The 14,740-nt window shown below is 73.0% G+C and carries 11 protein-coding genes and 1 riboswitch; of the genes, 1 reads left to right on the top strand and 10 read right to left on the bottom strand.

Annotated features, from left to right (window positions below; genetic code table 11):
• Window positions 1-16 precede the first annotated feature (16 nt).
• The 4 genes from ACGFZK_RS06225 to ACGFZK_RS06210 form a co-directional block, all read right to left on the bottom strand.
• Window positions 17-1,768, bottom strand: a complete 1,752-nt coding sequence (locus ACGFZK_RS06225; protein ID WP_393847649.1) for an ATP-binding protein — start codon at window positions 1,766-1,768, stop codon at window positions 17-19.
• A gap of 296 nt (window positions 1,769-2,064) precedes the next feature.
• Complete coding sequence (locus ACGFZK_RS06220) at window positions 2,065-3,306, bottom strand: MBL fold metallo-hydrolase (RefSeq protein WP_393847648.1); 1,242 nt, start codon at window positions 3,304-3,306, stop codon at window positions 2,065-2,067.
• Between the two features lie 107 nt (window positions 3,307-3,413).
• Window positions 3,414-4,211 (bottom strand): SGNH/GDSL hydrolase family protein, encoded by a 798-nt coding sequence (locus tag ACGFZK_RS06215; RefSeq protein ID WP_393847647.1) that lies wholly within the window; start codon window positions 4,209-4,211, stop codon window positions 3,414-3,416.
• A 163-nt stretch (window positions 4,212-4,374) separates the two neighbouring features.
• Window positions 4,375-5,337, bottom strand: a complete 963-nt coding sequence (locus tag ACGFZK_RS06210) for a LysM peptidoglycan-binding domain-containing M23 family metallopeptidase (protein ID WP_393847646.1) — start codon at window positions 5,335-5,337, stop codon at window positions 4,375-4,377.
• A gap of 4 nt (window positions 5,338-5,341) precedes the next feature.
• Window positions 5,342-5,538, bottom strand: a riboswitch (cyclic di-AMP (ydaO/yuaA leader).
• 292 nt (window positions 5,539-5,830) lie between these two features.
• Here ACGFZK_RS06210 and ACGFZK_RS06205 point away from each other — a divergent pair.
• Complete coding sequence (locus ACGFZK_RS06205) at window positions 5,831-6,622, top strand: tyrosine-protein phosphatase (RefSeq protein ID WP_393847645.1); 792 nt, start codon at window positions 5,831-5,833, stop codon at window positions 6,620-6,622.
• A gap of 39 nt (window positions 6,623-6,661) precedes the next feature.
• On the opposite strand, the gene ACGFZK_RS06200 is transcribed toward ACGFZK_RS06205, so the two are convergent.
• The 6 genes from ACGFZK_RS06200 to hpnE all read right to left on the bottom strand — a co-directional run bounded on the left by ACGFZK_RS06200 (window position 6,662) and on the right by hpnE (window position 14,623).
• Window positions 6,662-8,077 (bottom strand): aspartate aminotransferase family protein, encoded by a 1,416-nt coding sequence (locus tag ACGFZK_RS06200; RefSeq protein ID WP_393847644.1) that lies wholly within the window; start codon window positions 8,075-8,077, stop codon window positions 6,662-6,664.
• Window positions 8,074-9,105 (bottom strand): adenosyl-hopene transferase HpnH, encoded by a 1,032-nt coding sequence (gene hpnH, locus ACGFZK_RS06195; protein WP_393847643.1) that lies wholly within the window; start codon window positions 9,103-9,105, stop codon window positions 8,074-8,076. Before hpnH ends, ACGFZK_RS06200 begins: the two co-directional genes overlap by 4 nt.
• 5 nt (window positions 9,106-9,110) lie before the next feature.
• Window positions 9,111-9,770 carry a 1-hydroxy-2-methyl-2-butenyl 4-diphosphate reductase gene (locus tag ACGFZK_RS06190; protein WP_393847642.1) on the bottom strand — a complete coding sequence of 220 codons (660 nt, stop codon included), beginning with the start codon at window positions 9,768-9,770 and terminating at the stop codon, window positions 9,111-9,113.
• Window positions 9,770-11,956 carry a squalene--hopene cyclase gene (gene shc, locus ACGFZK_RS06185; protein WP_393847641.1) on the bottom strand — a complete coding sequence of 729 codons (2,187 nt, stop codon included), beginning with the start codon at window positions 11,954-11,956 and terminating at the stop codon, window positions 9,770-9,772. The genes ACGFZK_RS06190 and shc overlap by 1 nt, the downstream gene beginning before the upstream one ends.
• Window positions 11,957-12,074: 118 nt before the next feature.
• Window positions 12,075-13,247, bottom strand: a complete 1,173-nt coding sequence (locus ACGFZK_RS06180) for a polyprenyl synthetase family protein (protein ID WP_393847640.1) — start codon at window positions 13,245-13,247, stop codon at window positions 12,075-12,077.
• On the bottom strand, window positions 13,244-14,623 hold the full coding sequence (hpnE, locus tag ACGFZK_RS06175) for a hydroxysqualene dehydroxylase HpnE (protein WP_393847639.1): 1,380 nt from the start codon (window positions 14,621-14,623) through the stop codon (window positions 13,244-13,246). The genes ACGFZK_RS06180 and hpnE overlap by 4 nt, the downstream gene beginning before the upstream one ends.
• Between the last annotated feature and the right edge of the window lie 117 nt (window positions 14,624-14,740).

Below are 14,740 nucleotides of genomic sequence, written 5' to 3'. Positions count from 1 at the left end.
AGGTGAGGGGTCGGGGTCATACCTGGTTCTCCGACTGGGCGAGGCCGAAGCCCCGTTGGAAGGCGGCCATCAGGCCCGGGTCGTGTAGGGGCGGGTCTGGGTCCGGGGCCCGGCGGGGAGCGGGGGTCTCGCGCAGCTGGGGCGCCAAGTGCTGCTGGGCGCGGCGCCGCGGCAGCGTCGGCCGGTCCCCCTCCGCGGGTCCGCCGGGTAGCGGATCGGCGGCGCCGGAATCGGCCGCGCCCCGGTCCGGCGCCGACCAGGCCACAGCGCCGGCAGGTGAACCCGGCGCGGGCTCGATCCGGGGATCTGCGGCGGGCGCCGACCAGGCCACCGCACCGGGCCCGTCCGTCCCGCCGGACCGGGGCGCGGGCAGCGGATGCGGAAGGGGCGCGGGCGCCGGATGCGGTTCGGCGCCGTACGGTGCCGGGGTCCCCGGGGTGCCGCAGGCCTGCCAGGGCTCCGGCAGGGGCATCCGCACCGGCTCCAGCGGCGGCGACGCCGCGCCCTGCCCGGCCCCCCATGAGGTGGCCCGCGAGCCCCCCGCCGCGTCGGCGGCCGACGGCGCCTGCGCACCCAGCAGCTCCTGCGGCAGCACCAGCACGGCGAGCACACCGCCGTAGATGTTGGACTTGAGCTCGACGGCGATCCCGTGCCGGCGGGCCAGCGCCGACACCACGAACAGCCCGATCCGGCCGTCGGCCAGCAGGTGCCGGACGCTGACCTGGTCGGGGTCTGCGAGCAGGGCGTTCATCCGGTGCTGTTCCTCGGCCGGCATGCCGAGCCCCCGGTCCTCCACCTCGACGGCGATCCCGGCGGTGACCCGCTCGGCGCGCAGCACCACATCGGTGTCCGGGGCGGAGAACACCGTGGCGTTCTCGACGAGTTCGGCCAGCAGGTGCACCACGTCCGCGACGGCGTGCCCGCGGACGCTGCCGCCGGCCGGGGGCACCACCTTGACCCGGGTGTACTGCTCGACCTCCGCGACCGAGGAGCGGAGCACCTCGCTCAGGTCGATGGGCCGGGTCCACTGGCGGCGCGAGGCGGCGCCGCCCAGTACCGCGAGGTTCTCGGCGTGGCGCCGGATGCGGGTGGCGAGGTGGTCGACGTGGAAGAGCTCCTTGAGCAGGTCCGGGTCCTCGACCGTGTCCTCCAGGTCGTCCAGCAGCGAGATCTCACGGTGCACGAGGGACTGGAGCCTGCGCGCGAGGTTGACGAAGACCTCGACCTTGCGCTCGCTGTCGGACGGGGTGGCCGGTCCGGCCAGCCGCAGGAGGGTCGTGTGCGCCTGTTCGCGGGCGCCGCGCAGCTCCTGGGAGAGCAGCCAGAACTCGTCCATCCCGGCCGGGTCGCCGCCGGGCGGCGGGGAGCCGGAGCTCGGGCCGCCGCGCACCGGGTGGGGCGGGGTCTCGCCCCGTTCCAGCCGGTCGGCGGCCGCGCGCAGCTCGTGGCGGCCGCGCACGCTGGAGCGGCGCAGCGCCTCGCACCGGTCCCGTACGGCCTTGGCAGCGCGCTGGGCCCCGAGCAGGGCCGCGGCGAGGGCTCCGACGACGAGGAGGGCGCAGCCGGTGAGGACCGGCCAGAGCCGGGCGTCGCGGTCGCCGGCTCCCCCGCCGAGCTGGAGGGTGAAGATCACCGCGGCGGCGCCGCTGAGTGCGGCGGCGAGCGTGGGCAGTACGGCGGCGCGCACCAGCTGGGGGCGTATCTGCCGGCCGGGACCGGTGACGGCGTGTCTCGACGGGGCATGGCGGGCGGCGCGGAGTCCGGACATCTGCGTCCTCGGTACGTGGGGCCCGGCCCCCAGCGTTCCCGGGGCCCGGTGTTGATCACCGAATACCCACGCTAGACCTCACCGCCACGCCCCGGACTGCCAGTTGGCGAACTTCGCGGTGGTGCTTCCCGCTCCCGGTGGAGCGCTCGTACAGGAGCCCGAATGCGCCGGTCGGACCCCGTGGACCGCCCCGGCGCCGCCCACGGCGGTCGGGCTGCCGTGGGGCGGACCCGTCCGAACGGCCGTCGGCCGCCCCGATGCGCCGGGGCGGCCGGAACCTCCGTACGCGCTGTCGGCTACGACCCGACGGACTCCTGCTTCTCCTGTCCGCCGGCCGCCGCGGACCCCACCCGCGCCGCCGTCCCCGCCACTGCCCCGGCTCCCAGCGGGGGCACGGACGAAGGACCGTCGACCGGACCGCCCGCTGCTGCCCCGGCGACGAAGGGGCGCCACCACGGCGTGTGCGGAGCGCCGGCGGCGCCGGGCTCGAACGGCTGGCCCGGGATCGGCAGTGCGATGGCGGCCCCGGCCCCCTCGGCCGCGGCCAGCGTGCCCTCTCCCGGCTCGGCCCACGGGTGCAGGGCCAGGTTGAAGGTGCCCCAGTGGATCGGCAGCATCGTGCCGTGCGGGGTGCCGCCCTGCAGGTCGAGGTGGGCGCGCATGCCCTCCTCGGGCGTCATGTGGATGTCGGGCCAGTATTCCGAGTAGGCGCCGATCTGGATCATCGTGGCGTCGAAGGGCCCGTGCTCGGCGCCGATCTCCTCGAAGCCGGGGAAGTAGCCGGTGTCCCCGCTGTGGTAGATCCGGTGCTCGTCGCCCGCGACGACCCAGGACGCCCACAGGGTGTGCTGCTGGTTGCGCAGGCCGCGGCCGCAGAAGTGGCGGGCGGGGGTCGCCGTGAGGGAGAGCCCGGCGACCTTGGTGCTCTCGTTCCAGTCCAGCTCGCGCAGCCGGTCGGCCGGTACGCCCCAGCGCTCCAGGTGCGCGCCGACGCCCAGCGGAACGGCGAAGACCGTGTCCGTACCGGCCAGCACCTTGATCGTCGGCAGGTCGAGGTGGTCGTAGTGGTCGTGCGAGATGACCACGACGTCGACCTCGCCCAGCGAGGCCAGCGGGACCGGTACCGGGTGCAGCCGCTTGGGCCCGGCGAAGGGGAAGGGGGAGCACCGCTCGCCCCAGACCGGGTCGAACAGCACCCGGCGCCCGTCGATCTCCGCGAGCACGCTGGAGTGGCCCATCCAGGTCAGCCGCAGGCCGCTCGCGGGCGGCTTCGCCAGGTCCGCGAGGGTCGTCGGGTGGACGGGCATCGGCGCGGCGGGGCTGCGCCGGACCCGCTGCTCGCGGTGGAAGTAGATCTTGGCGAACTCCGTCATCGAACCCGAGGGCCTGTTCCGGGCCCCGACCGGGTTCTGGAAGACGCCGTCGGCGAAGTTCGGCGAACGGTGGATCCGCTCCAGCCGGGCACCGGACGGGTCCGCACCGAAGGCTTCGGGCCGCAGGGCGCGCAGCCGCGGACGCAGGGGACGGGAGCCGGTCAAAGCGCCTCCAGGGAGGGTGGGGTCAGGATGGTCGTATCTCTACGACCATCCCAACGCACACCGGCCCCGAAGGATTCCGCTTGCGGCCCCCGCGACCGCGGCAGGGACTACGACCGGGACCGGAGCGGCAGCAGGTCCGGCCGCTTCGCCTCGACGTGGTCCCCGGAGGACTCCCCGCGCAGCCGCCGGCCGATCCACGGTACGAGGTGCTCGCGCGCCCACTGGATGTTGTCCCGGGTCACGTCCACCGAGCCGCGCGGCCGCTGCGGGGGCCACGGCTGGTCGGGGTCGGTCGGCACGTCCAGCCCGAGCACCTGGGCGGCGCGCAGCGCGACCCGGGTGTGACCCTCGGGCGAGAGGTGCAGCCGGTCCGTGTCCCACGCCCGCCGGTCCTGTACGGATCTCAGCGACCAGAGGTCGAGCACCGGGCAGTCGTAGCGGTCGGCGATGGCGCGGACGTGCGCGCTGTACGTCGCGACCTTGCCGCGGAGGTGCTTGAGCACCGGTACGCCCCGGGTGTCGAAGCCCGTGGTGATCATGACCTGGCCCACGGACGCGGCGAGGTCGGCCACGGCCGCCTCGAAGCGCTCGGCCACGTCGTCCGGGTCGGTGCCGGGCCGGATGATGTCGTTGCCGCCCGCGCAGAAGGTCACCAGATCGGGTGCGAGGGCCTTGGCCCTCGGAAGCTGGTCGGCCACGATCTGGTCGAGGAGCTTCCCCCGCACCGCCAGATTCGCGTACCGGAAGTCGTGCTCTTCGCGCTGATCGGCCAGGAGCACGGCGAGCCGGTCCGCCCAGCCGAGATAGAAATCCCCGGGTCCCGGGTCCCCCACGCCTTCGGTGAAGCTGTCCCCGATCGCCGCGTACGAGCCGATGGTCTTGAGTTTCGTCGTCGTCGCTGCCACGGGACACCATCCTTCACTCCCGCAAGCAACCTACGCCAACGTAATAGGGGGTTGACGGACCGTGATCTCTACCACGCGGGGGATAAGGAATAAGTACACATGAGGCCGGGACCCCCCTCGGGTCCCGGCCTCACGCGGGTCGGTGCTCCGACGGCGGGTGCCGTCAGAGGCTCGCGCCCTTCGAGCGGAGGTAGGCGATCGGGTCCAGGTCGGAGCCGTAGGACGGGCTCGTGCGGATCTCGAAGTGGAGGTGCGGGCCGGTCGAGTTGCCGGTGGAGCCGGAGAGGCCGATGGACTGGCCGGCGGTGACGCTCTGGCCGGAGGAGACGGAGAGCTGGGACAGGTGGGCGTACTGGGAGTACTTGCCGTCCGCGTGCCGGATGACGACCTCGTTGCCGTACGAGCCGCTCCAGCCGGCGGAGACCACGGTGCCCGCGCCGACGGCCCTGACGCTGGTGCCGGAGCTCGCGATGAAGTCGACGCCGGTGTGGTAACCGGAGGACCACATGGCGCCCGCGACCTTGTACTGGGTGGAGATCCCACCGCTGACCGGGGCCACGAAGCCGGCGGCCGACTGCGGCGCGGCGGGGGCCTCGGCCGGAGCCTGGGGGGCGGACTCCCGCTGCGCCGGGGCGGCCTTCCCGGTCTGCTTGCGGACGGACGGGGCGGACTTCTCGGGCGCGGCCTTCGCGGCCGGCTTGGCGTCGGCCTCGGGGGCGGCGCCGGACGGAGCCGCCTCGCCCGGAGCGCCGAGGGTCAGCTCCAGACCCGGGTGGATCAGCGACGGGTCGGTGCCGACGGCCTCGCGGTTGTCGGCGTACAGCTGCTCCCAGCCGCCGGACAGGTGGCGCTCAGCGGCGATCTTGGAGAGGTAGTCGCCCGGCACGACCGTGTAGACGGTCGGCGCGGCCTGCACGGCGGCGACGGGGGCCGCCTGCAGCGCGACGGGGACCTGCGGAGCCACCGCGGGGGCCACGGCGGTCGCGGCGGCCGGGGCACCGGCCGCGTGGGCGCCGGCGGCACCGATCAGCGGCAGCGCGAGGGCCGCGCCACCGGTTCCGGCGACGGCGAAACCGCGCGAAAGGGAAAGGGACTTGGGACGGCGGTGCTTACCCTTTGCAGGCATGACGAATTCCTCTCCGGCGCCTGCGAGGTGAGCTGTCGGGTTCGGACTGGAGATGTCCGGCCGTACATGTACGGGACATGAACGGCTTCACCCCGAGCCGTCCCGGCGAAAAGATCTCCGGGACAGCGGCTTACCTGGTTCCCCCGCTCCTGCCGCGCGAATAGGTCGGGTGCGGTTTCCGGGAGGCGGCAGGATTTGGCGGTCCACCCGGATCGATCGCGAAGGTAATCCCTTGCGGCCACACGGAACAAGCCACGAATTCCCTGACGGAATCACAGGTATGAGGGATCGAAGGAATTACGGTCACCCTCCGTCCATTCCGCACCGTCAACAACCGCTCCGACGGGGCCATTCGCCTTTAGCGATCAGGCACTCACGGTCACCGTATGATCTGGCTCACGGGGACGTGCCCGATCTCGCCTCCGGATATGGCAAGTTGGCGCCAAACAGTGTAATTCGGACAGAGGGCCCACGACGTGGCGGAGGAGTTGCTTTGACCCAGCAGATACAGGAGCCGGAGCTGACCGGGGTGCGCAATTTCCGCGATGTAGGCGGATTGCCGACTTCCGATGGCCGAACGGTCATGACGGGACGACTGTTCCGAAGCGGACATCTGGCACATGCCACCGAAAGCGATGCACAGTTCCTCGTGTCGCTCGGGCTCCACACCATCTTCGACTTCCGCAACAACGCCGACCACGCGCTGGAGGGGCCGGACGTCGAACTGCCCGGCGTCCGGAACGTCAACATCCCGCTCTCCGACCCGGCCGACGGACGGGAGTTCTGGCGGCTGGTCCGCGACGGCGACCTCGTCCAGCTCCGTTCGATCCTGGGCGACGGCAAGGCCGCGGCCCGGATGTCGGACTCGTACCGCGGGATCATCCGGCACCGCACCGCCGAGCACAGCCGGGTCGTCCACGCCCTCGCCGAGGACAGCGTCCCCGCCCTCATGCACTGTGCGGCCGGCAAGGACCGGGCCGGTCTGTCGATCGCCGTCACCCTGCTCGCGCTGGGCGTCGAGCGCGAGGCGATCGTGACGGACTACCTGGAGTCGAACGCCCCGCACCGCCGCTACCGCGTACGCCGCAGCGACGAGTCGGCGGGCGCCCGCTCCCCCGAGGTGATGGACTTGCTCTCGCCGCTCTTCGACGCCCGCGCCGAGTACCTGCTGGCCGCCTTCGACACCATCGACGAGATCTGGGGCGGGGTGGACCGCTATCTGGCGCAGGGCCTCGGGCTGACGCCCGAGACCCTCGGCCGGCTGCGGGACCGGCTCCTGCTCTGACACCCCGGGGGACCGTTCCCCCACTGGGTCGGCGGGCCGTCAGCGCGTGGCGACGGCCTGCTTCACCAGCGTCCTGCCGAAGTCCCAGATCAGCCCGGACCCGCCGTGCGCCTCGTCCATGACCTCGCGGAAGGCGCCGACGAACCGGTCCACGTCCCGCTCGTCCACGATCAGCGGCGGGATCAGCTTGATCACCTCCAGGTGGTCCCCGGAGACCTGGGTGAGGATCCGGTGCTTCTGGAGCAGCGGCACCACGACCATCTGCGCGAAGAGCCCCTTGCGGGCCGCCTGCAGCATGGTCCACCGGCTGCGCAGGCCCAGCGAGGACGGCCGGCCGAACTCGATGCCGATCATCAGCCCGCGCCCCCGCACCTCGTGCAGCAGCTCGTACTCGTCCACCAGCGCGGCGAGGCGCCCGCGCAGCAGGTCACCCATGGCCCGGGCGTTCGCCACGACCTCCTCGTCCTCCATGACGGACAGGACCGCCAGTCCCGCCGCCATCGCCTGGGCGTTGGAACCGAAGCTCGCGGAGTGCACGAGCACCCGGTCCATGGACGAGTAGACCTTCTTGAAGATCCAGTCCTTGCCCAGGGTCGCGCCGACCGGCACGTAGCCGCCCGACAGTGCCTTCGCCACGCACACCAGGTCCGGCTCCACGCCCGGCTCGTGCTGGTAGGCGTAGAAGTCCCCGGTCCGTCCGAGGCCGGTCTGCACCTCGTCCGCGATCAGCAGCGCGCCCCGCCGGTGCAGCATCTCCTGCGCGGCGAGCAGGAATCCGGGCGGGGCGGCGAGGACCCCCTTGCCCTGGATCGGCTCGACGACGAAGGCGGCCACGTCCCCGCGCTTCAGCTCCCGCTCCAGGGCGTCCAGGTCCCCGAGGGTGATCTTCGTGTCGGGCAGCAGCGGTGCGAAGCCGTCGCGGAAGCCGCCCTCCCCGTTGACCGAGAGGGAGCCGGCGGTCAGCCCGTGGAAGGCGTGGTCGCAGTAGAGGATCCTGGGCCGCCCGGTGGCGTACCGGGCGAACTTCAGGGCCGTCTCCACCGCCTCGGTGCCGCTGTTTCCGAAGAAGACCCGGTCCAGGTGCGGGCTGTACGAGAGCAGCTTCTCGGCCAGCAGCCCGGGCAGCGGCTGGCAGTCGAAGCGGGTGAGGTCGGCGAGCTGGGCGTCCAGGACGTCGTGCAGGGCCCGGCGGACGACCGGGTGGTGCCGGCCCAGGCCCATCACCCCGAACCCGGCCAGCATGTCCAGGTAGTCGTTGCCCTCGGCGTCCCAGAAGTGGGCGCCCTCGGCCCGCTCGTAGACCTTGTCGAAGCCGATGGTGTGCAGCATGCGGGGCAACTGGTGGTTGAGGTGCCGGGCGTGCAGCTCGTACCGCTCCGCGCCGCGCTCGGCCAGCAGGGCGCCGAGGTCGAAGCCCTTGCCCCGGCCGCCCTCCTCCCCTGGCCGCCCGGTCATGCCGACTTGTCCCGGTTACCGGCGATCGTCTCCCGGGCCGCGCGCAGGGATTCCTTGAGGGAGCCCATGGTGGCCAGGACGGCGGTGGGCTCGTAGCCGCAGTGCGCCATGCAGTTCGCGCAGCGCGGGTCCTTACCGCGGCCGTACTTGTCCCAGTCGGTGTCGTTGATGAGCTCGCGGTACGTCGGTACGTAGCCGTCGCTCATCAGATAGCAGGGGCGCTGCCAGCCGAAGAGGGAGTAATTCGGAATGGCCCAGGCCGTGCAGGGGAAATCGGCCTTTCCTTCCAGGAAGTCCAGGAAGAGCGGGGAGTGGTTGAGCCGCCAGCGCCGCCGGTTGCCGCCTGCGAAGGCCTTCCTGAAGAGTTCCCGGGTCTGTTCGACGCCCAGGAAGTGCTCCTGGTCGGGTGCCTTTTCGTAGGCGTAGGCGGGCGAGATCATCATCTCGTCGACCTGGAGGTCGTCATTGAGGTAGTTGAGCACCTCGATGATCGTCTGCGGGGTGTCGGTGTTGAAGAAGGTGGAGTTGGTGGTGACCCGGAACCCGCGCCTCTTCGCCTCCTTGATGGCGGCGACCGCTTCGTCGAAGACGCCTTCCTTGGCCACCGACTCGTCGTGGCGTTCGCGCAGACCGTCGATGTGCACGGCGAAGGCGAAGTACGGGGAAGGCGTGAACTTCTCGATCTTCTTGCGCAGCAGCATCGCGTTGGTGCAGAGGAACACGTACTTCCGCCTGGCCACCAACTGCCGGACGATCTCGTGGATCTGCGGGTGCATCAAGGGCTCGCCGCCCGCGATGGACACCATGGGCGCACCGGACTCCAGCACGGCGCCGACCGCCTGGGCGACCGGCATGCGCTGCTTGAGCACTCCGGCCGGGTGCTGGATCTTTCCGCACCCCTCACAGGCCAGGTTGCAGGCGTAGAGGGGTTCCAGTTCGACGATCAGAGGGAACTTCTCGCGCTTGCGGAGCTTCTGTTCGAGAAGATACGTCCCGACCCTGATGGACTGGCGCAGCGGCATGGCCATCTGGCTCACCTCCTGGGGAGCAGCAACGAACGGTGCCATTCATAAAACGCGGGCAGTACGGCACGCAGAACACGGAAGGCCGATATTCCCCCGCGAACCGTGCCGATACGGACGAGCTCGTGCTCCGGAGCGTCCACGATCACCCGGACGGCCGCAACCGGACGGCCGCCGCCGCGGGTGGCGGTCCACAGGGTGGCCGCGGACTCCATGTCGACCGCGACGGCGCCGGTGGCACGCAGCTGTGCGCGTTCCTGGCCGCGGACGACGTGGTCCGATCCGGTCAGCGCGCCGGTGTGTACGGTCCGGCCCGGGGCGGCCCGGGCCAGTGCCTCGGCGAGCAGGGCGCTGCCGGTGCAGGTGACGGTTCCCTGCGGGTCCCGGGTCTCCTCGGCGACGACGAGGTCACCGGGGTGCATGCCGGGGACCAGGCCCGCGCAGAACCCGGTCGCGAGGACGGCGGCCCGGTCCATACCCGGCCGGTCCAGTGCCCGCGCGACGGCCCGCTCCGCCGCGCGCGGGCCCATCCCCGTGCGCAGCAGGGTGTGTCCGCCGGCCGGTCCGCGCCCGGGGCCTGCGCTGCGCAGTGCGGCCTGCTCGATGCGCAGCGCGCAGGCGACCAGCAGCGGGTCGGGGCCCGGCGCCCGGTCCCCGTGGGCGGCGGACATCACGCCTCCCCGGCGGCCGGGTGCGCTCCGGCCGGGGCGAACGGTTCCCCGTACAGGTAGCGGCCGAGTGCGGTGAGCGGGAACACCAGCCGGTACAGGTGGTAGTTGATGGAGAAGTCCCAGGGGAAGCCGGTGCCGGTGAAGTACGGCTCGTCCCAGGTGCCGTCCTCCCGCTGGGTCTCCACCAGGTGGGCGATGCCGCGCTCGACGGCCTTGCCCTCGCGTTCGCCGGCCGACAGCAGGGCCATCAGCGCCCACGCGGTCTGCGAGGCGGTGGAGGCGCCCTTTCCGGCCCAGGACGGGTCCTTGTAGGAGCGCTGGTCCTCGCCCCACCCGCCGTCCTCGTTCTGTACGGATTCCAGCCAGCGCACGGCCCGCCGGATCGCGGGATGCCCCGGGGCGATGCCCGCGGCGGTGAGGGCAGGGACCACCGACCCGGTCCCGTAGACGTAGTTGGTGCCCCAGCGGCCGAACCAGCCGCCTTCGGGCTCCTGTTCGGCGAACAGCCAGGCGATGCCGCGCCGGGTGCGGGCGTCCCCCGCGCGGCCCTCGAAGGCGAGCATCTCCACCACGTGGGCGGTGACGTCGGCCGAGGGCGGGTCGATGACCTCGCCGAAGTCGCAGAAGGGCAGCTTGTTCGGGAAGGGGCTGGTGTTGTCGGCGTCGAAGGCACCCCATGCCCCGTTCCTCGACTGCATGCCGAGGTTCCAGGACACCCCACGGGCGATGGCCGCCTCGACCCGGGCCGGGTCCGGGTGCTTGATCCGGCGCAGTGCGAGGACCACCTCGGCGGTGTCGTCGATGTCGGGGTAGGTGTCGTTGTGGAACTCGAAGGCCCAGCCGCCGGGGGCGAGCCCGGGCCGGCGCACCGCCCAGTCACCGCTGCGGACGATCTCCTCGCCGAGCATCCAGTCGGCGGCCTTGACCAGGGCCGGGTGGTCGGGGCGCAGGCCCGCGTCGGCCAGGGCGATCGCGGCGAGGCAGGTGTCCCACACCGGGGACTGGCAGGCCTCGATCATCCGGGCGCCGTCCTCGCGCCACACCGCGAACCGGTCCAGGGACTCCAGTCCGGCGCGCATCACCGGATGCCGCAGGTCGTAGCCGAGCAGGTGCAGGGCGATGATCGAGTACACGGCGGGCGGCTGGATGCCGCCCCAGCAGCCGTCGTTCTCCTGGCGTTCGATGATCCAGCGGCCGGCGGTGGCCATCGCGGCCCTGCGCAGCCTGCGCGGGGCGAACCGCCGGTAGACGTGCAGGGCCTTGTCCATCCGCTGGAAGACGCCGTCCCAGCTGGCCAGCGGGGCGGGTCTGCGGGCGGGATGGGGCACCCGGGCGTCGGCGTGGAGCTCGTCGAGGGCGAAGGGGGCCGGGCGGACCGGGCGCAGCGCGGAGACCACGGTGAGCGGGACGATGGTCTGGCGGGCCCAGCAGCCGAAGTCGTAGATGTTCAGGGGCACCCAGGGCGGCAGGAAGACCAGTTCGGGCGGGAGTTCGGGCAGGTGGTCCCAGTTCCACCAGCCGAAGAGGGCCAGCCAGATCCGGGTGAAGACGCGGGCGGCGGCGAGCCCGCCGTGGGCGCGGATCCAGGCCGAGGCACGGCTCATGTGCGGGGCGTCCGGCGCGTCCCCGGCCAGCCGCAGGGCGACGTAGGCCTCGATGGTGGCGGACAGGTCGGGCGGTCCGCCGTGGAAGGTGGCCCAGGTGCCGTCCTCCCGCTGCTCGCCGCGGATGAAGAGGGCGGCGGCGAAGGTGGTCGCCTCGTCCCGGATGCCGAGGAACTGCCGCAGCAGCAGGTCCTCCGCGTCCATGGTGACGTTGGTCTCCAGGTCGCCCTTCCACCAGCCCTCGGGGTCCTGGCGCTCCAGCAGGTTGCGGGTGGCGCGCGCGGCGGCCTCGTACACCCCCGGCCTGCTGCCCCCCGGTGGCCGGGGCAGGTCGGCGGTGATCTGCGGCGCGCCCCGCGCCGAGTCCCGCGCGGCGCCGGGGCGTGCCGGGCGGCCGAGCGGGCCGGGCACGCCCGCCGGACCGTACTCGGCGCGCGGGCCGCTCCGGGCGGACCGGGCCGGCGGGGCCGGATCGGCGGCCAGGCCCGCGGTGCGGCCCGGTGGTCCGGGCGGCGGAGCGCCCGGGGTTGATTCGCTGCCAGCGCCAGCGCCCTCGGCGCTGCCGTCGGTCGTCGCTGTCATGGCTTCCCCTTAGAACAGTGTCCTGTGCTGTGCTGGGGTCTGCCGTCGGCCGGTGCGCCACGCTCAGGTGGCGGCGCCGGCCGGCGACTCGCGATTCATATCCGCTGTCGGGTGGCGATCACCTCTTGCGCACGACGACGAAGTCCGCGAGGGCCACGAGCTGGTCGCGCACGCGCTGCGGCATGTCGACGTCGTCCAGGGCCCGGATGGCGACGGCGTGCTGGCGGCGTGCCTCGTCGGCGGTCCACCGGCGGCCGCCGGCCGCCTCGATGAGGGCCGCGCGGGCCGCGAACTCCTCCTCCGAGAAGTTCTCGAAGTCGCTGCTCTTGGCGTCGGCGGCGAGCAGTTCGGCGAGCTGCTCGGAGGCTTCGCCGCCGGCCGCGAGGGCGGCGACCACCGGCAGGGACTTCTTGCGCTGGCGCAGGTCGCTCCAGGTCTGCTTGCCGGTCGCCTCCGGGTCGCCCCAGATGCCGAGCAGGTCGTCCACGGCCTGGAAGGCGAGGCCCAGGTGGTAGCCGTACTCCTCCAGCTTGTCGGCGGTACGGTCGTCCGCGCCGCCGAGGACGGCGCCGATGGAGACCGCGCAGGCGAGCAGCGCGCCGGTCTTGTTGCCCTCCATCTCCAGGCATTCCTCGACGCTGACGCGCTCGCGGTGCTCGTAGGAGATGTCCTGCGCCTGGCCGTCGATGAGCTTGCGGCTGGCGGTGGTCAGCCTGCGGGTCGCGCGGCCCGCCTCCACGGTGCCGAGCTCCAGCAGCACCTCGTTGGCGAGGGCGAACAGGGCGTCGCCGACCAGGATCGCGAGGGCCGGTCCGTGCACCTTCCACACCGTGTCGCGGTGGCGGCGCTGCTCGTCGCCGTCCATCAGGTCGTCGTGGAGCAGCGAGAAGTTGTGCACGAGCTCGACCGCGACGGCGCCCGGGACGCCGACCTCGGCCGATGCGCCCGCGGCCTCGGCGGAGAGCAGCGCGAGCGCGGGGCGCACGGCCTTGCCGCCGTCGCCGTCCGCCGCGTTGCCCTGGGCGTCGATCCAGCCGAAGTGGTAGGCGGCGACGGTGTCCATGGGCGCCGCGAGCCGGTCGACGGCGGCGCGGAGCGCGGGGGTCGACAGCGTGCGGCCGCGCTCCAGAAGCGCGATCGTGTCCGCCTTCTCCACGCCCCCTCCGGCTGTGCCCACACTGGCATCCGTGTTCTCGACAGCCGGATTCCCCGGGTTCACTGGCTCTCCTCTTGTTCCTGTACGTGCTGTGCTCGTGGTGCTGGTGGTGCCGGTGCTGATGGTGCTCGTCATGCCGCCTCCTGCAGAGGGTGTTCGCGGTGGCGGCCGAGCGCGGCGAGTGCGGCGTGGGCCGCGCTCAGTCCGCTCCGGACGGCGCTCTCCATGGTCGCGGGCCAGCCCGTGGCAGTCCACGCACCGGCGAGGTAGAGCCCCGGCGTGTCGGTGCGCGCCCCGGGGCGCAGCCGGCCGACGCCGGGGGTGGGGGCGAAGGTGGCCGTCCGCTCCCGGGTGACGAAGAAGTCCCGTACCTTGGCGCCGCGCGCGGCGGGCAGCAGCCGCTCCAGCTCGGGCAGGTACTTGGCGCGCAGGACCGAGACGGGCTCGTCGATGTCGTCCTGGGCGACGGACTGGGACAGCGCCAGGTACTGGCCGCCGTCGGGGAGTCCGGAGGAGTCGGTGCGGTCGAAGACCCACTGCACCGGGGAGCCGAGGGCGGCGAAGAAGGGCGCCTTGAGCACCTTGCGGTCGTAGACCACGTGGACGTTGAGGATGGGCGCGGTGGCGATGTCCAGGAGCTTGTCGGGATCGGGGAGGGCGCCGGCGGGCAGCAGTCCGTGCGCCTCGCGCTGCGGGACGGCGAGGACGACGGTGCCCGCCTCCAGGGACTCGTCCTCGGTGTCGATCCGCCACGCCCCCTCCGGCATGCGGGAGATGTCCGTGACCCGGGTGCGCAGCTCGGTCCGTACGCCGGCCGCGTCGAGCGCCTTGCGGGCGAGGGTGTCGTGCAGTTCGCCCAGCGGTACCCGGGCCCAGCCGATGTCGGCGGCGCCGTTCTCGGAGAGCAGACCGGTCTTGAAGACCATGGCGGCCAGGCCCAGCGAGGACTGCTCGGCGGTGGCGTTGAGGGTGGCGATGCCGACGAGGTCCCACAGGGCCTCGATGGTGCGGGCCGACTGGCCGTAGCGGCCGAGCCAGGTCGCGAAGTCCAGGCCGTCCAGCGCCGGGTCGGCGGGGTCCAGGCGGCGCAGCGCGAGGGCGGCGCGGCCGACGCTCACGCGCTCGGCGAGGGAGAGGTGCGGGTAGCGGGCGAGCGATCCGGCCAGGTGCAGGGGCACGGGCAGGGCGCTGCGGCGCAGCCGGCCCAGTCGCGGCCCGCCGGGGTGGGCGACGTCCAGGACGGGTACGTCGAGCCGGTCCTGCAGGGGTGCGAGGGCGGCGCCGTCGACGCGGTCGAGGAACCACCGGTAGGCGGTGCAGCACCGCAGGTAGACGTGCTGGCCGTTGTCGACGTCGAGGTCGCCGCGCTTGAAGGAGAAGGCGAGGCCGCCGAGCCGGGGCCGGCCCTCCAGCAGGGTGACGCGGAGCCCGGCGTCGGCGAGTTCGAGGGCGGTGGTGACTCCGGCGAGGCCGCCGCCCACGACGACGGCGTGCTGGTCGACGCCGCTCATGCGCCCTCCCCCGTGATGCGGTGGCCGGCCGGCCGGGCCTGCCGCCCGGCGCGGACGCAGTCCGCCCGGAGAGACGCGGCCACCGGCCCGGTGGTTGCCCGCGCGCGGGACGGGCGG

Origin of the sequence: Streptomyces sp. NPDC048257, from assembly GCF_043201855.1 — a bacterium.
GTDB lineage: Bacteria > Actinomycetota > Actinomycetes > Streptomycetales > Streptomycetaceae > Streptomyces.
This window is presented reverse-complemented; position numbering and strand designations above follow the sequence as displayed.